The organism is Variovorax sp. Root473 (assembly GCF_001426505.1).
Classification (GTDB): Bacteria; Pseudomonadota; Gammaproteobacteria; order Burkholderiales; family Burkholderiaceae_C; genus Variovorax.
In genome coordinates, this window is record NZ_LMEV01000013.1 from 33,557 (window position 1) to 51,624 (window position 18,068).

Annotated in this window: 19 protein-coding genes; 9 read left to right on the forward strand and 10 right to left on the reverse strand. The window is 68.4% G+C overall.

Translation table 11 applies throughout. From position 1 onward, the window contains the following. Positions 1-66: 66 nt before the first annotated feature. The gene (locus ASD34_RS06545; protein WP_056574540.1) at positions 67-1,221 is read left to right on the forward strand and encodes a transporter substrate-binding domain-containing protein; all 1,155 of its coding nucleotides are present in this window, start codon (positions 67-69) and stop codon (positions 1,219-1,221) included. A 60-nt stretch (positions 1,222-1,281) separates the two neighbouring features. Then, positions 1,282-1,935 (forward strand): ANTAR domain-containing protein, encoded by a 654-nt coding sequence (locus ASD34_RS06550; protein WP_200937536.1) that lies wholly within the window; start codon positions 1,282-1,284, stop codon positions 1,933-1,935. Between the two features lie 6 nt (positions 1,936-1,941). Here ASD34_RS06550 and ASD34_RS06555 read toward each other — a convergent pair whose 3' ends face one another. Next, positions 1,942-2,832 (reverse strand): LysR family transcriptional regulator, encoded by an 891-nt coding sequence (locus ASD34_RS06555; RefSeq protein ID WP_056574546.1) that lies wholly within the window; start codon positions 2,830-2,832, stop codon positions 1,942-1,944. A 90-nt stretch (positions 2,833-2,922) separates the two neighbouring features. Here ASD34_RS06555 and ASD34_RS06560 point away from each other — a divergent pair, with 90 nt between their 5' ends. After that, complete coding sequence (locus tag ASD34_RS06560; RefSeq protein WP_056574549.1) at positions 2,923-3,117, forward strand: DUF1127 domain-containing protein; 195 nt, start codon at positions 2,923-2,925, stop codon at positions 3,115-3,117. A gap of 64 nt (positions 3,118-3,181) precedes the next feature. Further along, the gene (locus ASD34_RS06565) at positions 3,182-4,873 is read left to right on the forward strand and encodes a hypothetical protein (protein WP_056574552.1); all 1,692 of its coding nucleotides are present in this window, start codon (positions 3,182-3,184) and stop codon (positions 4,871-4,873) included. Between the two features lie 130 nt (positions 4,874-5,003). Here the strand turns inward: ASD34_RS06565 and ASD34_RS06570 are convergent, their stop codons facing one another. From ASD34_RS06570 to ASD34_RS06595, 6 genes are all read right to left on the reverse strand, one after another. Beyond that, the gene (locus ASD34_RS06570) at positions 5,004-5,627 is read right to left on the reverse strand and encodes a hypothetical protein (RefSeq protein ID WP_056574555.1); all 624 of its coding nucleotides are present in this window, start codon (positions 5,625-5,627) and stop codon (positions 5,004-5,006) included. An 82-nt stretch (positions 5,628-5,709) separates the two neighbouring features. Next, positions 5,710-6,351: a uracil-DNA glycosylase family protein gene (locus ASD34_RS06575; RefSeq protein ID WP_056574558.1), complete on the reverse strand. Its 642-nt coding sequence runs from the start codon at positions 6,349-6,351 to the stop codon at positions 5,710-5,712. Then, positions 6,323-7,153, reverse strand: coding sequence for an isocitrate lyase/PEP mutase family protein (locus tag ASD34_RS06580; protein ID WP_056574561.1), 831 nt, complete (start codon positions 7,151-7,153; stop codon positions 6,323-6,325). Before ASD34_RS06580 ends, ASD34_RS06575 begins: the two co-directional genes overlap by 29 nt. A 58-nt stretch (positions 7,154-7,211) precedes the next feature. Then, positions 7,212-8,597 carry an L-serine ammonia-lyase gene (locus ASD34_RS06585; RefSeq protein ID WP_056575357.1) on the reverse strand — a complete coding sequence of 462 codons (1,386 nt, stop codon included), beginning with the start codon at positions 8,595-8,597 and terminating at the stop codon, positions 7,212-7,214. A 4-nt stretch (positions 8,598-8,601) separates the two neighbouring features. Further along, positions 8,602-9,771 carry a M20 aminoacylase family protein gene (locus ASD34_RS06590; RefSeq protein WP_056574564.1) on the reverse strand — a complete coding sequence of 390 codons (1,170 nt, stop codon included), beginning with the start codon at positions 9,769-9,771 and terminating at the stop codon, positions 8,602-8,604. A 25-nt stretch (positions 9,772-9,796) separates the two neighbouring features. Next, positions 9,797-11,146 (reverse strand): DUF3100 domain-containing protein, encoded by a 1,350-nt coding sequence (locus ASD34_RS06595; protein ID WP_056574567.1) that lies wholly within the window; start codon positions 11,144-11,146, stop codon positions 9,797-9,799. A 112-nt stretch (positions 11,147-11,258) separates the two neighbouring features. Here ASD34_RS06595 and ASD34_RS06600 point away from each other — a divergent pair, with 112 nt between their 5' ends. Both ASD34_RS06600 and ASD34_RS06605 read left to right on the forward strand, forming a co-directional pair. Beyond that, entirely contained in the window at positions 11,259-12,230 is a 972-nt protein-coding gene (locus ASD34_RS06600; RefSeq protein ID WP_056574571.1) for a LysR family transcriptional regulator, read from the forward strand. Between the two features lie 56 nt (positions 12,231-12,286). After that, complete coding sequence (locus ASD34_RS06605; RefSeq protein WP_056574574.1) at positions 12,287-12,745, forward strand: CopD family protein; 459 nt, start codon at positions 12,287-12,289, stop codon at positions 12,743-12,745. On the opposite strand, the gene ASD34_RS06610 is transcribed toward ASD34_RS06605, so the two are convergent. From ASD34_RS06610 to ASD34_RS06620, 3 genes are read right to left on the reverse strand one after another with little or no spacing between them, the layout of a single operon-like run. After that, the gene (locus ASD34_RS06610; RefSeq protein ID WP_056574577.1) at positions 12,742-13,200 is read right to left on the reverse strand and encodes a VOC family protein; all 459 of its coding nucleotides are present in this window, start codon (positions 13,198-13,200) and stop codon (positions 12,742-12,744) included. The genes ASD34_RS06605 and ASD34_RS06610 overlap by 4 nt on opposite strands. 13 nt (positions 13,201-13,213) lie before the next feature. After that, a complete protein-coding gene (locus tag ASD34_RS06615) occupies positions 13,214-14,452 on the reverse strand; it encodes a CaiB/BaiF CoA transferase family protein (RefSeq protein WP_056574581.1) in 1,239 nt (412 codons plus the stop codon). An 8-nt stretch (positions 14,453-14,460) separates the two neighbouring features. Beyond that, a complete protein-coding gene (locus tag ASD34_RS06620; RefSeq protein ID WP_056574584.1) occupies positions 14,461-15,660 on the reverse strand; it encodes an acyl-CoA dehydrogenase in 1,200 nt (399 codons plus the stop codon). Positions 15,661-15,845: 185 nt separating this feature from the next. Between ASD34_RS06620 and ASD34_RS06625 the strand changes: the two genes are divergently transcribed. From ASD34_RS06625 to ASD34_RS06635, 3 genes are all read left to right on the forward strand, one after another. Then, on the forward strand, positions 15,846-16,748 hold the full coding sequence (locus ASD34_RS06625) for a LysR substrate-binding domain-containing protein (RefSeq protein WP_056574587.1): 903 nt from the start codon (positions 15,846-15,848) through the stop codon (positions 16,746-16,748). 61 nt (positions 16,749-16,809) lie between these two features. Further along, positions 16,810-17,304 carry a helix-turn-helix domain-containing protein gene (locus ASD34_RS06630; RefSeq protein ID WP_056574590.1) on the forward strand — a complete coding sequence of 165 codons (495 nt, stop codon included), beginning with the start codon at positions 16,810-16,812 and terminating at the stop codon, positions 17,302-17,304. Next, on the forward strand, positions 17,297-18,025 hold the full coding sequence (locus ASD34_RS06635) for a nucleotidyl transferase AbiEii/AbiGii toxin family protein (RefSeq protein WP_056574593.1): 729 nt from the start codon (positions 17,297-17,299) through the stop codon (positions 18,023-18,025). Before ASD34_RS06630 ends, ASD34_RS06635 begins: the two co-directional genes overlap by 8 nt. The last annotated feature ends 43 nt before the right edge of the window (positions 18,026-18,068 follow it).

Consider the following 18,068-nt stretch of genomic DNA (forward strand, 5'->3'; position numbering starts at 1 on the left):
CCGAACGACGGAAGAAAGCCAGGGAGAAGCACACAATGAGGGCCCACACATCCAGGAGACACCCCAGTGGCTGACAGGGACCCTCTTCGCGTCGGCATTCTGTATTCCGAGACCGGCGTCACCTCGACCATCGGCCTGTCGCAGCTGCAGGGCGCGCTGCTGGCCATCGAGGAAATCAATGCGGCCGGCGGCGTCGATGGCCGCGAGCTCGTGGGCGTGCGCTACGACCCGCAATCGAACCCCGTGCGCTACGCCCAGCTGGCCGAAAAGCTCATCGTGCAGGACCGCGTGAACGTGATCTTCGGCTGCTACATGTCGAGCAGCCGCAAGGCCGTGATCCCGGTGGTCGAGAAGTGGAACAAGCTGCTGTTCTATCCCACGCTGTACGAAGGCTTCGAGTACTCGGGCAACGTGATCTACACCGGCGCGGCGCCCAACCAGAACAGCGTGCAGCTGGCCGAGTTCATGACCACGAACTTCGGCGCGCGCGTGTACCTGATCGGCTCCGACTACATCTACCCCTACGAATCGAACCGCATCATGGGCGAGCTGGTGATGCAGCGTCCCGGCAGCGAGAAACTCGGCGAACGCTACGTGGCACTCGACGCCACCGAGAAGGACTACCGCGCGATCATGGATGACATCCGCGACAAGCGGCCGGACTTCATCTTCTCGACGGTGGTGGGTGACTCGACCGCGAGCCTCTACCGCGCGTATGCCGAGGCGGGCTTCGATCCGAAGACGATGCCCATCTCGAGCCTCACGACCTCGGAAGCCGAGATCTCGCAGATGGGCCCCGGCGTGGCCACGGGCCACTTCACGGCGGCGCCGTATTTCCAGTCGATCGATTCGCCGGCCAACCAGCGCTGCCTGGCGCGGCTGCGCGCGCGTTTCGGCGACGGCTGCGTGCCCAACCTGTGCTGGGAGGCCTCGTACTTCCAGATGCACATCTTCGCCAACGCCTTCCGGCAGGCGGGCACGGACGGCATCGCGGAGATCCTGCCGCACATTCTGGGCAGCGAGTTCGATGCACCACAGGGCCGCGTGAAGATCGACCCGACCAACCACCACACCTGTCTGTATCCGCGCATCGGCCGGGTCGATGCGCAGGGGCAGTTCACCATCGTCCGGCAGGCCACGCGCGCGGTGTACCCGGACCCGTACCTCGTCACCCATTCCCTGGGCGACTGGACGGCTAAGCTCGACACGCTGGAGCTCTAGGATGACGGCCTGCACTCCTGGAACGCCTGCGTTCCCCCACGTCGCGCGAAAGGCCTGAGCGTGGACGGCAACGCCCCCAAGCGACACACCCTGCGGGTGACGCCACCACAGCTCAAGGAGCTGCGGCTGCTGAAGATCGCGGTGATTCACCCCGACGACGCGGACGGCCGTCAGCTCACCCAGCAACTGCAGCGCATCGGCTGCCAGGTGCAGGCCTTCTGGCCGCCCGTGCAGCACCTGCCCGAGGGCATCGACGTGGCCTTCATGGCCGTGCAGCCCGACTTGATCAACCTGCGCTTCGAATGGACCCAGAGCGAGGACGCTCCCGCCGTCATTGCCGTCGTGACCTACGAGAACCCGACCATCGTCGAGGCCGTGCTCGAGATCCGCGCCAAGGCCGTGCTGCCGTCTCCGGTGCGATCGTTCGGGCTGCTATCGGCGCTGGTGGTCGCGCGCGAAGCGCACAAGGAAAGCCGCTCGCTCGCGCGGCGCCTGCGCAAGACCGAAGCCAAGCTGCTCGGCGTGCGCCAACTGGCCGAGGCCAAGGCCATCCTCATGAAGACGCACGACGTGTCGGAAGGCCAGGCGCACGACCTGATCCGCGAACAGGCCATGAGCAAGCGCACCACCATGGAAGACATTGCCGCGGCCATCGTCAACGCCAACGAGATCCTCTCGCTGGGCACGCGCAGTAACAAGCCCGGGCCGGGCTGACCGCACTCAGAGCTGGCGAAAGCCCGTCAGCACCTTCAGCACGCTCTGCGTGGCACCGTCGAGCACGGCATGCTGGCGGTGCGCGATGCCCACGCGGCGCGTGAGCTTGGGCGTCACCGGCACGACCTGCATGCGGTCGTTGCGCGCCATGTCGGTGGACTTCTGCAGCGGCAACAGTGCGGCGCCATAGCCCGCCGCCACGAGGCTGCGGATGGCCGCGTCGTAGTTGAGTTCGATGCGCGCGCGCGGCGCAAAACCGGCGGCGGCAAACCACTCCATCGTGAGGCGGTACATGTGCGTGGTTGCCTCGTTGAAGATCAGCGGCTGCGCCGCGAGCCACGCTGGCGTGACGCGCTTCGGCGCCTTCCAGCGCTGCGGCACGAACGCCATCATGGGCTGCTCGCACCACGGCGTGACCACGATGCCACGCACCGGCGGCTGCGGGATGGCGACCAGGCCGATGTCGAGCGTGCCGGCCGCGAGCCGCTCCATGGCCTCGTAAGAGCCGCGGATGCTCACCTCGACGTCGATGCCCGCGTGCTCCGCCCCCAGCGCCTCGAGCACCTGCGGCAGCAGGTCGACCAGCACGCCGGTCGAAGTGCCCAGCCGCACGCGGCCCGTGCGGCCCTCGGCCTGGCGCTTGACGGCCTCCACCGCGTCGTCGGTGTCGCGCAACAGCTTGCGCCCGCGCTCCACCAGCGCCGCACCGGCCGGCGTGGGAAGCACGCGGCGGCTGCCGCGCACCACGAGCGGTGCGCCCAGGCGCGATTCGAGTTCGCTGATGTGCAGGCTTACCGTCGGCTGCGCGAGGTGCAGCGCCTTGGCCGCCGCCGAGAAGGTGCCCAGGTCGGCGATCGCGATGAAGGTGCGCAGTTGGTCGAGGTTGAGCTGTCGCATCAGAAATGCTGATTGAAGGTGTCAGAAATCTCAACTTCCACAATAGCACGCGCCGCCGGAAGATGAGCGCTCCCCTACCAGGAGCCCACCGTGACCGCGCCGAAGCCACCGTCTTTTCATCAACGCCTGTTGCACGCCCTGCACGACTGGCGCCGCCGCGCCGTGACACGCCGCCGCGCTCGCGACGACGTGCAATTGCTGGCGGGCATGAGCGACCACGACCTGCGCGACCTGGGCATCGGCCGCAGCGAAGTGCCCGAGCTGATCGACCGGCACCGCTACTGATTCGCCGAGCCCTGCGCACGCTTTCTTCAGGAAGGCGCGCGCGATTTGAGGTTCAATCCGGGGCGTGCCCTCCTCTGCCACCCCTGCCCTTCTTTCCATCGAACTCACCTCGCCGCAGTCCGTCGACGGACGGCGCGCGGCCTTCCAGTCGCTGTGGCTGCTGGTGCGCATGCAGCACGCCCATGCCCATGGCGGCGGCAGCGGCGTCGTGCGGCTGGCCGACCTGCGCGGCGAGGTGTCCGACGCCAGCACGCTGCGCATGGTCGTGAGCCGTGCGTTCCGCGACTTCAAGGCCTGGGGCCTGGAGGTTGGCTGGGGCGAAGACCTGCAGCGCGAGCCGCGCTTTCTCAACGCCGAGCGGCGCAGCCAGGGTCCGTTCTGGCTGCCGGCCGCGCAGGCCAAGCGCCTGCGCCTGCTCGTGGACAACCGCCCGGCGACCGCCGCCGAGGTGGCGTCGTTCCTCGGCCTGCGTTCGCGCAAGGCGCAGGCCGCCGGCACGATCACGCCGCCCGACGCCGTGCACCTGCAGGACGCCGCCTTCTGGAAGCAGCTGGTCGCCTCGCAGCAGGCCGCGCGGCAAGGCCGGCTGATGTCGCCCGTGGCGGGGGGCAACGGCGCAGGCAGCGCGCTCGAAACCATCCGCCTGGCCGGTACGCTGGCCGCCAGCGACTTCCAGCGCGCGCTGGTCACCCTCAACGAGGCGATGTTGTGGCGCCGGCTCGGCGACAACGAGCAGGCGCGCCGCCGGCTGCAGGCGCTCAAGAAGCAAAGGCTCGCGCACCATGTGGCGGGCAACGACTACCTCGGCGCGATGGAGTGCATCGTCTCGGCGTGGTGCGCCTACACCGCGCGCGACCTGCCGCTGGCGCAGTCGCTGCTGGGCGGCATGGCGCAAGACCCGGCGCGCGCGCTGGTGCTGCGCCACCACCCCGACGTGCGCTTCGAGTGGTGCAACCTGTGGGCGCTGGCCTGCCGCTCGCGCGCCCTCGCACAGGCCACCGACGACCGGTCGGCCGCTGCGGCGCTCGCCGAAGAGTCGCTGCAGCGCTTCGGCGAAGCACTGGCGGCAGCCTTCGAATCGCACTCCTTCGATGCCGCGCAGCACGTGGCCGCCAACATGGGCATGGCCGCGTGGCTGTTCGACCGCGTGGGCCTGGGAGACCTGCCGGCGCTCGCGCACGACGGCCACCGGGCCGACACCACGCGCCGCGCGGTGCAGTGGATCGCCTTCAGCGAATGGCTGTGCGGCCACACCGACGGCCAGGGCCGCTCGGCATGGAACGCGATCTACCTGATGCGCATCGCACGCGGCCACTGCCGGCCCGACACGCAACCCACGCTCGCGCAGTTCCGCGCACAGAAGCCGCTCGATCCGTCCGCGATCTCGAAGCTCGCGGGTCCGCTCGCCGATGCCTTCGACGCCGCCAACTGGCCCGCGCGCTGGGTCGATGTGGCACAGGCGCGGCTGGCCGATCACGAGGCAGGCCGACGCCGATACCCCGGCTTGCAGCAGGGCAGCCTGCTGTTCGAGCACGCGTGGTACGCGGCGCACGCGGGCGACCTGAAGGCGGCCGAGCACTCGCTGGGCCTGCTGCGCGAGGTGCTGCCGCAGCTGGTGCCGAGCGACCGCGCCTACTTCACCGAGTCGTGGAACGATGCGCTGCCGGCCGAACTGGTGCTGGAGGCGAAGCCGCCGCGGCGGCCGTCGGCCCGGCGCACCGCCCTCTTGCCAAGAAAAGGGCCGAGACCCGAATGAAGCCTCCTGAACTGAGCTCAAAGAGCTGGCATTTTTGGCCTGCTTGTATGTGCTCTGTGCTGGGCCACGCGATCAAGGAACTCCACTTGGAGGCATCACCACAGAACTGTTCGTGGAAAGACAGGTTCACCTACTTCTCTTTCTTCAGAAGCTTCATGATCGCGCGAGTGTTGTGATACGGCCAATTCATGCTTGAAAAGAACATGGCCGCGAGCAGCAGCATGAGCGCGACTATGGTGAGACCAAAGAACTGCAATCGCCCGAATTGGGAGCCCGCATAGGCGGCAAGACCAATGACAACCAGCGCATATCCTCCGGTGGCCCAGCAAAGTATCGTGACAAACCACCTGAATGCGTGATCGATCCACCCAAGCCTTGCTTCCAACTTCGTGTCACTCAGCTTGATGTTCGTGTACGCCCGTCGAAGTTGCGCCCAAGAAATCTCCCGTTGATGCTTCTTCTGAAATTTCACTAACGCAATGCGCATCTCTGCATCAGCCGAGATGCCGTAGTAGCGCTTGAAGGCGTAGTGTTCGAGATGCTCGCGAAGAAATTCATTGGCATCCTTTGTCAGCCTCCCTGTTTCAAGAAGCTCCTTTGCAAGCGTGTGCTCCTTTTCCTGCTTCTGGGAGAAGTGCTCGAAAACCTTGAACGGTTCCTTCTTCAGGACGTAGTAGATCGCGAGCGCAAGAAACGCTATCCACATCTTGTCGGTGGTAGCGTTCTGGACGAAGAATTCCGCGAGTTTTTCCATAGTGCTTAAGTTGCGAGGACGTTGTGCGTTCGAACATTTGAAGAAAAATAGCCTCCCAACAGAATTGGGCGACTCAGTATTCTCATGGTCGTAGCAATTCGGCTCCGACTTGACCCAATAGCGTCGATCGCACTCGTTCACGCAGCACCGGCAATACATCGCTCTCGAACCACGGGTGGTGCTTGAGCCAACCCGTGTTGCGCGGTGACGGATGCGGCAGCGGGACGAAGCGCGGCGCGTAGTCCGCGAAAGCTTCGACCGTTTCCGTCACGCCCCCGCGCGCACGCTTGCCGAGAAAGTGGCGCTGCGCGTACTGGCCGATGAGCAGCGTCAGTTCCACCTGCTGCATCTGCGCGAACAGCTTCTCGTGCCACAGCGCGGCGCATTCCTTGCGCGGCGGCAGGTCACCGCTCTTGCCACGGCCCGGGTAGCAATAGCCCATGGGCACGATCGCGATGCGCGACGCGTCGTAGAACACTTCGCGGTCGATGCCGAGCCAGCGGCGCAGCTGGTCGCCGCTCTTGTCGTTCCACGGCACGCCGGTCTGGTGCACCGTGAGGCTGGGCGCCTGGCCGACGATCAGCAGCCGCGCGCTCGCACTCGCCTGCACGATCGGGCGCGGCCCGAGCGGCAAATAAGCCTCGCACGCACGGCAGGCGCGGACCTCGGCGAGCAACGCATCCACGACGATGAAACTAATCGGCGAACGGACGGAAGAAAGCATTGAGTTCAGCGCCCGGCGTGGCATCGGCAAAGCCGTCGAAGCGGCCCTGCTCGGCCAGCGTGCGCGCGGCGCGGATGAAGCCGCCCCAGGCCGCGCGCGCCATGCCGCCGCCCACGCTGACGCGGCGCACGCCGAGCGCGGCGATGTCCGCCATCGTGAGATCGCTGGTCGCGCCGACCAGCAGGTTGACCGGCTTGGGCGCGACGGCGGCCACCACGGCGGCGATCTGCTCGCGCGTCTTGATGCCGGGCGCGTAGAGGCAGTCGGCGCCGGCCTCGGCGTACGCACGCAGGCGCGCGATGGCGTCGTCGAGATCGGGACGGTTGGCAAAGAAGTTTTCGGCGCGGCCAACGAGCAGCGTGTCGCCGCCCGCGGCGTCGATGGCCCGGCGCGCGGCGCGCAGGCGCTCGACCGCGACGTCGATGGGAAACAGCGGATCGTCGGGATTGCCCGTCGAATCCTCGATCGACAGGCCCGCCACGCCGGTCTCGACTGCGAGGCGCACGCTCTCGGCCACGCCCTGCGCGTCGGCGGCGAAGCCATTCTCGAAGTCGGCGTTCACCGGCAGGTCGGTGGCGGCCACGAGTTCACGCAGGTGCGCGAGGATCCGGTCGCGCGACATGGCGCCGTCTGCATGGCCCTGCGACCACGCGAAGCCCGAGCTGGTGGTGGCCAGCGCCTGGTAGCCCAAACCTTCGAGGTAGCGCGCGCTGCCGGTGTCCCAGGGGTTGGGAATGACGAAGCAGCCTTGTTCGTGGAGGGCGCGGAAGGCGGCGCGCTTGTCGGCAACGGTGCGGGTCATGGAGTCTCGGCTTTCTGTGGTTCAAGACAGTGAGCCGGCCATTCTGACGCAGCCGTCGTCAGCACTCGACGACGTTGACGGCAAGCCCCCCGAGCGAGGTCTCCTTGTACGTGGACTTCATGTCCTCGCCGGTCTGCTTCATGGTGCGGATCACGGCGTCGAGCGAGACGTAGTGGCTGCCGTCGCCGCGCAGCGCCATGCGCGAGGCGTTGATGGCTTTTACGGCGCCCATTGCGTTGCGCTCCACGCACGGGATCTGCACCATGCCGCCAACCGGGTCGCAGGTGAGGCCCAGGTTGTGCTCCATGCCGATCTCGGCGGCGTTCTCGACCTGCGCGGGCGTGGCGCCGAGCACAGCGGCGAGCGCGCCCGCCGCCATCGAGCAGGCCACACCCACTTCGCCCTGGCAGCCGACCTCGGCGCCCGAGATGGAGGCGTTGGTCTTGTAGAGCAAGGCGATGGCCGCGGCGGTGAGCAGGAAGTCGACGATGCCGTCGTCGCTCGCCTGCGGCACGAAGCGCTGGTAGTAGTGCATCACGGCGGGCACCACGCCGGCCGCGCCGTTGGTGGGCGCGGTGACGACACGGCCGCCGGCGGCGTTTTCTTCGTTCACCGCCATCGCGAAAGCGTTGACCCAGTCCATGGCCGCAAGCGGATCGGCGGCGCCGGCCTGCGCCAGCAGTTCGCGGTGCAGTTCGGGCGCGCGACGGCGCATGCGTAGCGGGCCAGGCAGCGCATGCGCGGCCAGCGGGTTGTCGATGCCGAAGCCGCGCTGCACGCACTGCTGCATCACGCCCCAGATGCGCAGCAGGCCCGCGCGCACCTCGGCCTCGGGCCGCCACACGCATTCGTTGCGCATCACCAGGGTGGCGACGGAAATGCCGTGCGCACGGCACTGCGCCATGAGTTCGTCGCCGGTCGTGAAGGGATGCGGCACGGCCGCGGCCGCGGCGGCCGTCTGCGCCACGGCCTGCCCGCCCTCGACGACGAAGCCGCCGCCGACCGAGAAGTAGGTGCCTTCGGCCAGCACGGCGCCGTCGGCCGCGAACGCCGTGAAACGCATGGCGTTCGGGTGCTCGGGCAGCGACGCTTCGCCGCGAAAGGCGATGTCGCGCACGCGGTCGAAGGCGATGGGCGTGGTGCCCAGCAGCGCGAGCTGGCCGGTGCGGCGCAACGCGTCCAGGCGCGGCTGCACGGTCTCGGGCCGCACGGTGTCGGGGGCGTCGCCCAGGAGCCCCAGGATCACGCCCTGGTCGGTCGCGTGGCCATGGCCCGTGGCGCCGAGCGAGCCGAACAGGTCTACATGCAGCCGCGCCACCTGCGCGAGCAGGCCGCGCCGTTCGAGCGATTGCGCGAACTTCAGCGCGGCGCGCATCGGCCCCACGGTGTGCGAGCTGGACGGCCCGATGCCGATCTTGAAGATGTCGAAGGCAGAGAGCATCAGCGCATCATGCGACCGGAAGCTGCTGCTTGACCAGCGCCACCCAGTAGGCCGCACCGAGCGGCAGGATGTTGTCGTTGAAGTCGTAGTACGGGTTGTGCACGTTCGGGTCGTTCGGGCCCTCGCCCGCACCAATGCCGATGTAGGCGCCGGGGCGCTTCTGCAGCATGAAGGCGAAGTCTTCCGAGCCCATGGCCGGCGGGATGTCGGTGTGCACCTGTTCGATGTCGACCAGGCTGGCCGCCGCCGCGATGGCTGCGTCGGTCTCGGCCGGCGTGTTGACCACGCCGGGGTAGCCGCGGCGGTATTCCAGCGCCACCTTCGCGCCGTGCGTGGCGGCCACGCCGTCGCAGATCTGTTGCATCGCCGCCTGGGTCTTGTCCTGGATGCCGGCGTCGAGTGTGCGCACGGTGCCGCGCAGCACCACGGTCTCGGGAATGACGTTCCAGGTGTCGCCGCCATGGATCTGCGTGACGCTGACCACGGCCGCGTCGGTGGCGCCGGTGCGCCGGCTCACGATGGTCTGCAGCGCGTTGATGAGCTGGGCGGAGATCACCACCGAGTCGATGCCGGTCTCGGGCATGGCGCCGTGGGCGCCCTTGCCGGTGATGACGATCTCGAAGGTGTCGAGAAAGGCCGTCATCGTGCCCTTGCGGATCGCGAAGCGACCGCGCGGCAGGCTTGGAAAGTTGTGCATGCCGTAGACGGCGTCGGCCGGGAACTGCTCGAACAGGCCCTCTTCCACCATCACGCGGCCGCCGCCTTCGTTTTCCTCGGCGGGCTGGAACACGAAGTGCACCGTGCCCTGGAACGGCTTGTGGCGCGACAGGTGCTCGGCCGCGCCCAACAGCATGGCCGTGTGGCCGTCGTGGCCGCAGGCGTGCATCTTGCCAACGCACTTGGAGGCGTGCGCCTGCGTGCCCAGCTCCTGCATGTTGAGCGCGTCGAGGTCGGCGCGCAGCGCGATGCTGGGGCCGTCGTCGGTCTTCAGCGTGCCGACCACGCCGGTGCCGGCCAGGCCGCGGTGCACGGGCAGGCCCATGAGCATCAGCGCATTGGCCACCACATTGGCGGTGCGGTGCTCTTCGAAGGCAGTCTCGGGGTTGGCGTGGATGTCGCGGCGCCAGCTCAGCATGCGGGCGCGGGTGTCTTCGGCAATCTCGGGGTCGCGGTACATGGCGTGGATCTCTCGTGGGATGAAATCAGTGGAAGAACTCGGCGATGAAAGTCGCGCCGAGGAAGGTGCCAGCCGTCGCGGTGAGCGACACCACCACGATGCGCCAGCCCAGGCGGCGGAACACCGGCAGGTCTTTCGCGACCGAGAAGCCGGCCAGCGCCAGCACCGGCGTGGTGAAGGCCAGGAAGTTGAGCTTGGCGGTGAGCGCGATCAGCGCGTCGGAGAACGGGAACAGGCCCGGGATGCCGACCACGGTGGCCACCACCGAGAGCACCAGCACCATCGGCAGGCGCGGCACGAAGCGCTTGATGGCTTCGACGGCGGCGGCAATGGCCACCACGGCGAGCACGCCTTCGAGCGACACCAGCACCGGCACCTTGTAGGTCAGGGCATTGCCGATGAGCACGCCGCCGCCCACCACCAGCCAGGCCAGCAGCGTGTCGCGCAGCGAGGTCGGCGCGGCGTGGGCCACGTCGGCGCTCGAGACGTTCGCGCCCGCGTCCACGGCGGCGCCCTGTTGCGCGCCGTGCTTGGAGAAGCGGCCCAGCACCGGCTCCAGCTTGCCGTAGAGCCACGAGCACAGCGGCAGTGAGAGGAACAGCGTGAAGTAGAAGCCGGCCACGGTGGTCAGCAGGTTCGATGCCGCGGCAATCGCCGTGAGCTGCGGCAGCATTTCGGGCGGGCTCTGCGCGGCGATGGCACCCAGCGCGGCCGCCATCAGGCTGCCCGAGCCCACGCCGGCGCCCATGGCCAGCGAGCGCGGGTCGAAGATGTGCAGGCTGGCGATGAAGCCCGCCATCACCGCGATGAACAGCGCGCCCAGCACGGTGCCGGTGATGTACTCGGCCAGCACGCCGCGGCCTTCGGGCGAGGCCATGCCGTACTTCTCGCCGATGATCACCAGGTTGCCCTCGCGGCCCACCGAGAAGGTGGCGCCCACGGCCTCGCGCTTGATGCCCAGCAGCAGCGCCAGCGGCAGGCCCAGCGCCAGGGTGCCCAGCGCATGGCCGAACTCCTGGAACAGCAGCGCCCAGCCGGCCTGCTTGACCTGCGGCAGCGCGGCGCCGACCGTGAGACCCAGCTTCACCACGAACAGCAGCAGGCCCGCGTTGAGCAGGGCGCCGGCCAGCGACTGCTGCGCCGTGGCCACGCGCACCACGCCCGGCACGCGCCGGTGCGCGATGCCCCAGGCGGCGGCCATGAGCAGCGCCCACAGCATCGGCAGCAACACCACCTTGCCGGGGCCGACGCTGAACTGCGTCGGGCCGATGAGTTCGGCCACGGCCACGAGGACCAGGGTGACGACGAGGAGCTTGAGTTTGCCGGTGGCGCTGGAAGGCGCTATGGCTGCAATCGTGGAGGCGGCGGAGGTCATGGGTGGGCGTTTTCGAGGGGTGCCGGCGAGTTTCGGGCGGCGAGCCTCTTGCATCAATGACCGCAAATAAGGATATTCGTTGCATTGAATGCAACACTCGGAGACGACCGCCATGGACGACAAGCTCGACACCCGCCGGGTGCGCTACTTCATGCAGGTGCTCGACAGCGGCTCGGTGCGCGGCGCGGCCGACGTGCTCGACATGGACCCGTCGGCCGTGAGCCGCGCCATCGGCATCCTGGAGACCGAGTGCGGCCTGCCGCTGCTGGAGCGCCACGGACGCGGTGTGGTGCCCACCGACGCGGGCCAGCTGCTGGCCGGCTACGTGCGAAGGCAGCAAGGGCAAAAGCAGCACCTGCTGGCGCAGATGGACAGCATCCGCAAGATCGAGAGCGGCCACATCGACATCGTGGCCGGCGAAGGCTATGTCGACTGGCTCATGCGGCACAGCCTGCGCATCTTCATGGCCAGCCACCCGAAGATCACGGTGAACCTCGACGTCGCCAGCACCGACGAGATCGTGCGCCGCGTGATCGAGGAGCGTGCCCACATCGGCATGCTGTTCCAGCCGCCGAAGGACGAGCGGCTCACCTCGCACCAGTCGCACGCGCAGCCGATCCAGGCCATGGTGCTGGGCTCGCACCCGCTCGCGCAGCTGGAGCGCCCGCTCAAGCTGGCCGACCTGCTGCCCTACCCCGGCGCCACGCTGCACCGCAATTTCGGCGTGCGCCAGCACATCGAGGCGGCCGAGATCAGCGAGGGCGTGCGGCTGCCCGCACTGCTGACCACCACCTCGTTCAGCGCGCTGGGCCACTTCGTGTCGGCGGGCCTGGGCTACACGCTGGGCACGCGCATCTCGCTCACGCCCAACGCCGACCATCCGGCGCTGGTCGAGCTGCCGATGAAGAACCCGCTGTTGTCGCAGGGGCGCTCGCACATCGTGTCGCGGCACGGCCGCCTGCTGCCGCCGGCCGCGGCGGCGCTGCTGCGGCAGGTGGTCGCTGACATGAAGCGCTATGCGGATTCCGTGGCCGGCACCGGCAAGCCCCGCGCGAGCACGCGGGGGCGCGGTGCAGCGGGTTGAAGGACATGGGGCCTTGCGTTGCGTGCGCGCACGGTTCGGTGTTCTGATCGGACCCCATGTCCTACCTCGCTCCCCTCTTCATTCACCTGCTGTGCGCCGCCTTCTGGGTCGGCGGCATGGCCGTCATGCACTTCGCGGTGCGCCCCGCCGCCGTCGCCACGCTGGAGCCGCCGCTGCGCCTGCGCATGATGGCCGCGACGCTGCGGCGCTTCTTCATCGGCGTGGACGCGTCCGTCACGCTGCTGTTCGTGACCGGCATCGGCATGGTCCACGCGACCGGCGGCTTTCGTGCCGTGCACTGGCGCGTCGAGGCCATGATGGGCATTGCGCTCGTGATGGCGGCAATCTATGTCTACATCCGCGCCTCGGTATTCCGCGCGCTGCGCCGCGCGGTGGACGACAGCGCTTGGCCCGTGGCGGCCGCACGGCTGAACACCGTGCGCCAGCTGGTGGCGCTCAACCTCGCACTGGGCGTGGTGGTGTTCGCGGTGGCGGTGATCGGGCGCGGCGGCTAGACCGCGGGCCCCTTCAGTTCAACGCCATTGCCATCGGGGTCTTCGAGGTAGATCGAAGGGCCGTTGCCTTCGGCGCCGAAGTTGTTCTGCACCTCGCCCTGCACCGGCACGCCGTGCCGCGCCATGCGCGCGCGGATCGCCGCTTCGTCGAAAGGCTCGATGCGCAGGCAGAGGTGATCGACGTTGCGGCCCTCGCGCCCGGCGAGCTCGCCGCCCTGGCTACCGAGCTTGCCGTCGTGCGTGACGAGATCGATGAGGCTGCTGCCGGCGCGCAGGTGCACGAGGCCGAGGTCGTCGCGGCGCTTCTCTAACGTGCAGCCGAGCACGTCGCAATAGAAGGCCATGGACCGCGCGGCGTCGCGCACGCGCAGCACGACGTGGTCGATGCGCAGCACCGCGAACGGGGCTGCGTCGGTGGCAGTGTCAGGAGACGACGGATCAGGCGGGCGCGTCATGCCCGCCAGTGTGTCAGACCACCCCGGCCGCGCGCAATGCCTCGAAGCGCGTGGCATCGACCCCCATCTCGGCCAGCACCTCTTGCGTGTGCTGCCCGAGCGCGGGCGGTGCGCGGCGCAGCACCGGCGGCGTGGCCGTGAGGCGCAGCGGGCTCGCCACGCCAGTGATGCTGGCGATGCCGTCGCCCGCGTCGCGCGGCAGCGTGACGGCCAGGCCGCGCGCCTTGACCTGCGCGTCGTCGAAGGCCTGCGCGATGTCGTTGATGGGGCCGCAGGGCACGGCCTTGTCTTCGAGCAGCGCCACCCAGTCGGCGGTGGTGCGGGTGCGCGTGAGGTCTTCCATCATCGGGATCAGCACGCCGCGGTGTTTCACGCGCAGCGTGTTGGTCGCAAAGCGTTCGTCGGCGGCCCACTCGGCGTGGCCGGCGGCTTCGCAGAAACGCGCGAACTGGCCGTTGTTGCCGATGGCCAGCAGCATCGAACCGTCTTGCGTCGGAAAGTCCTGGTAAGGCGCGAGGCTCGGGTGCGTGTTGCCCTGGCGGCCCGGCGCCTTGCCGGTGTTGAGAAAAGCGCTCGCCTGGTTGGCGAGGATGGCCATGCCCACGTCGAGCAGTGCCATGTCGATGTGCTGGCCTTCGCCGGTGCGGTCGCGCACCTGCAGCGCCGCGAGGATGGCGGTGCTCGCATAGACGCCGGTGAAGAGGTCGGTGAGCGCCACGCCCACGCGCAACGGACCACCGCCGGGCTCGCCGTCGGGGCGACCGGTGATGCTCATCATGCCGGTCATGGCCTGGATCATCAGGTCGTAGCCCGCGCGCTCGGCGTACGGGCCGTCGTGGCCGAAGCCGGTCACGCTGCAATAGATGAGGCGCGGGTTGGCCACACGCAGGCTTTCCTGGTCGAGGCCGTACTGCTTGAGGCCGCCGGTCTTGAAGTTCTCGACCACGATGTCGGCCTGCGCCGCCATCTGCTGCAGCAGCGCCTGCCCCTTGGGCGTGGCCATGTCGATGGTGACCGAACGCTTGTTGCGGTTGCAGGAGGTGAAGTAGCTGGCCTGGTCGGTGTCGTGGCCGTTCGCGTCCTTCACGAACGGCGGGCCCCAGGTGCGCGTGTCGTCGCCGACGCCGGGGCGTTCGATCTTGACGACGTCGGCGCCCAGGTCCGCGAGGATCTGCGTGCACCACGGGCCCGCGAGCACGCGGGACAGATCGAGGACCTTGATGCCGTCGAGTGCTGCGGGCTTGGTGCTCATGCGTTCGTTCAGTTGGCGAAAGCAGCGATGCCGGTGATGGCGCGGCCCAGGATCAGGGCGTGGATGTCGTGCGTGCCTTCGTAGGTGTTGACCACTTCCAGGTTCACCAGGTGGCGGGCCACGCCGAACTCGTCGCTGATGCCGTTGCCGCCCATCATGTCGCGCGCCATGCGGGCGATGTCCAGCGACTTGCCGCAGTTGTTGCGCTTCATGATCGAGGTGATCTCGACCGCGGCGATGCCTTCGTCCTTCATGCGGCCCAGGCGCAGGCTGCCTTGCAGGCCCAGCGTGATCTCGGTCTGCATGTCGGCCAGCTTTTTCTGGATGAGCTGGTTGGCGGCGAGCGGACGGCCGAACTGCTTGCGGTCCAGCGTGTACTGGCGGGCGCGGTGCCAGCAGTCTTCGGCGGCACCGATGGCGCCCCACGAGATGCCGTAGCGGGCGCTGTTCAGGCAGGTGAACGGGCCCTTCAGGCCCTGCACTTCGGGGAAGGCGTTTTCTTCGGGGCAGAACACGCCGTCCATGACGATTTCGCCGGTGATGCTGGCGCGCAGGCCGACCTTGCCGTGGATGGCAGGAGCGCTCAGGCCCTTCATGCCCTTCTCGAGCACGAAGCCGCGGATCGGACCCACGGTGCCGCTTTCGCTGACTTCCTTGGCCCACACGACGAACACGTCGGCGATGGGCGAGTTGCTGATCCACATCTTCGAGCCGCTGAGCGAGTAGCCGCCCGGCACCTTCTTGGCGCGCGTGGCCATGCTGCCGGGGTCGGAGCCGTGGTCGGGTTCGGTCAGGCCGAAGCAGCCGATCCATTCGCCGGTGGCGAGCTTGGGCAGGTACTTCTGCTTCTGGCCTTCGGTGCCGAATTCGAAGATCGGCACCATCACCAGCGAGCTCTGCACGCTGGCCATCGAGCGGTAGCCCGAGTCGACGCGCTCGACTTCGCGGGCGATCAGGCCGTAGGCCACGTAGTTCAGGCCGGGGCCGCCGTACTGCTCGGGGATCGTCGGGCCGAGCAGGCCGAGCGCGCCCATTTCGCGAAAGATCGCCGGGTCGGTTTCGCCGGTGCGGAAGCCCTCGATGACGCGGGGCGCCAGGCGCTCCTGGCAGTAGGCGTTGGCCGCGTCGCGGATCATGCGTTCTTCGTCGGTCAGCTGCTGGTCGAGAAGAAGGGGGTCGTCCCAGTGGAATTGCGCTTTGGCGGCCATGTGATGTCTCCGGAAAAAGGAAATGAGAGAAACAAGAAGGGAATGGGCCGATCCTAGCCACGCGCCTGCGGTCAGGCAAACGATGAATCCTCACCCAGATATGCGTTTGTAGAATGTCTTGCGAGACGTTTCTCGCGCTTTTCCATAGATAAACGCTCAAATCCATTCATACGATCCAGGCATACATGCGCCGCAAGATCCCGCCCCTGCAGACCCTCGTATGCTTCGACGCCGCCGCGCGCCACGAGAGCTACACGCGCGCCGCGCAGGAACTGGCGCTCACGCAGAGCGCGGTGTCGCGCCAGGTCGGCGCGCTCGAGGCCTTCCTGGGCGTGGCGCTGTTCCGCCGCACGCGGCACGGCGTGGCGCTCACGGCCAGCGGCGCCGCCTATGCACGGCAGATCGCCCGCCGCCTCGAAGCCATGGAGCGCGACACGCTCGACGCCATGGCGCACCAGGGCGAAGGCGGTTCGCTGTCGCTGGCCGCGGTGCCCACCTTCGCCACGCGCTGGCTCGTGCCCCGCCTGCGCGGTTTTGCGGCGCTGCAGCCCGACGTGGTGGTGCACATCGAGACGCGCACCCGCCCCTTCCTGTTTGCCGACGCTGAGTTCGACGCCGCGCTGTACGCCGGCACGCCCGCGCAGGTCGAGAACTGGGCCGGCACGCGCGCGCTGCTGCTGATGCATGAAGACGTGGTGCCCGTGTGCAGCCCCTCGCTGCTGCCCGACGGCCAGGCCGTCTCGCCCGCCGCCATCGCGCAGATGCCACTGCTGCAGCAGAGCACGCGCCCCGACGGCTGGCGCCAGTGGTTCGACGCGCAACGGATCGATGCACCCAACGCCCGCGGCGGGCCGCGCTATGAGCTGTTCTCGATCCTTGCCGCCGCCGCCTCGCACGGCCTGGGCGTGGCGCTGATGCCGACGATGCTGGTGGCCGACGAACTGGCGCGCGGCGAGCTGGTGGTGGCCTGCCCGCGGGCGCTGTCGGCGGAACGCAGCTATTACCTGGTGACGCCGGAGCGGGCGGACCAGCGGCCGTTGTTGAAGTTGTTCAGTGACTGGTTGTTGGGGCAGGCGCGCGAGGGTTGAAGCGCCAAAATGCATCTCATACTGGACATTTTCTTAGATATGCCTAATATGGGATACATATATGCCATCCACCGCCCCGCCGATCTTGGACAGAGCCAGCCGACGCCTTGAAGCGTTCGGCCGGCATATCCATGCCCGTCGGAAGTCGCTCCGGATCAGCGCCACCACGGCCGCCGAGGCGGCGGGCATGTCGCGCATGACGCTGCATCGCATCGAACGCGGCGAACCCTCCGTCACGATGGGGGCCTACATGAACGCCCTGGCGGCATTGGGCCTGGATGTCGAAGTGACGGCACCCGTCGAAGGCGCCGCCAAGGAGATGGCGACGCCTGCGCCTACGCGCACGCCGACGAAGACCGTCCGGGTGGGCGACTTCGCGCAGTTGCGTCGCCTCGCATGGCAATTGCCCGCAGACGCGGAACTCACCCCCGAAGAGGCCTGGGGCACCTACGAGCGCAACTGGCGCCACGCCGATCCGTCCGCGCTCGAGGACAACGAACGCCAGCTGCTGTCCGAACTGGCCCGCCTGCTGGGCCGGAAGCCGCTGGATGTTTGAGCGCGCCCACCATCGCCAGGTGGCCGAGGTGCTCGCGGCGCTGAATGCGCCCCTGCTGGCGGACAACCATTGCCTGTTCGGCGGCGGCACCGCCATCGCGCTGCGCCATGGCGAATACCGCGAGTCGGTGGACATCGACTTCCTCGTGTCCGATGTGGCGGGCTACCGTTGCCTGCGTCAGCTCGCCACCAGCAGCGAGGGGCTGCGCGCGCTGGCCCGGGAAGGCGCGAGCTTGCAGCAGGCCCGCGACGTGCGCGCCGACCAATACGGCATCCGAAGTGCCGTTCGCGTGGGCGAGACGGACATCAAGTTCGAGATCGTGCTCGAGGCACGCATCGCACTCGAAGCCCCCAGCGCCGCAGACCACATCGACGGCATCGCCACCCTAACGCCGCTGGACATGGCGGCGAGCAAGCTGCTCGCCAACTCCGACCGCTGGGCCGACGACAGCGTGTTCAGCCGCGACCTGATCGACCTGGCCATGATGCAGCCCGGCAAGCCCCTGCTGCAGCGCGCGGCATGCAAGGCGCGGCTCGCCTACGGCGACAGCATCGATGCCGATCTTGAAAAGGCGGCCGATGCACTGCTGGCGCGGCCCGGACGCATGGAGCGGTGCATGCACATGCTGCAGATGACCTCCATTCCGCCGGCCTTGCTGCGCAAGCACATCAAGGCCCTGCTGCCGCGAGCGCCGCGCGCCAAGCGCAGCCCCGACGCTTGAAAGACATCCGCACGGCCCCCCCCCCGAAACCCGCGTCCGAAAA

Coding starts and splice junctions, on each gene's coding strand:
- ASD34_RS06555 (WP_056574546.1), bottom strand. CDS start 2,832: ATGCGACAGCTCAACCTCGACCAACTGCGCACCTTCATCGCGATCGCC.
- ASD34_RS06570 (WP_056574555.1), bottom strand. CDS start 5,627: ATGGAAAAACTCGCGGAATTCTTCGTCCAGAACGCTACCACCGACAAG.
- ASD34_RS06575 (WP_056574558.1), bottom strand. CDS start 6,351: ATGCTTTCTTCCGTCCGTTCGCCGATTAGTTTCATCGTCGTGGATGCG.
- ASD34_RS06580 (WP_056574561.1), bottom strand. CDS start 7,153: ATGACCCGCACCGTTGCCGACAAGCGCGCCGCCTTCCGCGCCCTCCAC.
- ASD34_RS06590 (WP_056574564.1), bottom strand. CDS start 9,771: ATGTACCGCGACCCCGAGATTGCCGAAGACACCCGCGCCCGCATGCTG.
- ASD34_RS06595 (WP_056574567.1), bottom strand. CDS start 11,146: ATGACCTCCGCCGCCTCCACGATTGCAGCCATAGCGCCTTCCAGCGCC.
- ASD34_RS06600 (WP_056574571.1), top strand. CDS start 11,259: ATGGACGACAAGCTCGACACCCGCCGGGTGCGCTACTTCATGCAGGTG.
- ASD34_RS06605 (WP_056574574.1), top strand. CDS start 12,287: ATGTCCTACCTCGCTCCCCTCTTCATTCACCTGCTGTGCGCCGCCTTC.
- ASD34_RS06610 (WP_056574577.1), bottom strand. CDS start 13,200: ATGACGCGCCCGCCTGATCCGTCGTCTCCTGACACTGCCACCGACGCA.
- ASD34_RS06615 (WP_056574581.1), bottom strand. CDS start 14,452: ATGAGCACCAAGCCCGCAGCACTCGACGGCATCAAGGTCCTCGATCTG.
- ASD34_RS06620 (WP_056574584.1), bottom strand. CDS start 15,660: ATGGCCGCCAAAGCGCAATTCCACTGGGACGACCCCCTTCTTCTCGAC.
- ASD34_RS06625 (WP_056574587.1), top strand. CDS start 15,846: ATGCGCCGCAAGATCCCGCCCCTGCAGACCCTCGTATGCTTCGACGCC.
- ASD34_RS06630 (WP_056574590.1), top strand. CDS start 16,810: ATGCCATCCACCGCCCCGCCGATCTTGGACAGAGCCAGCCGACGCCTT.
- ASD34_RS06635 (WP_056574593.1), top strand. CDS start 17,297: ATGTTTGAGCGCGCCCACCATCGCCAGGTGGCCGAGGTGCTCGCGGCG.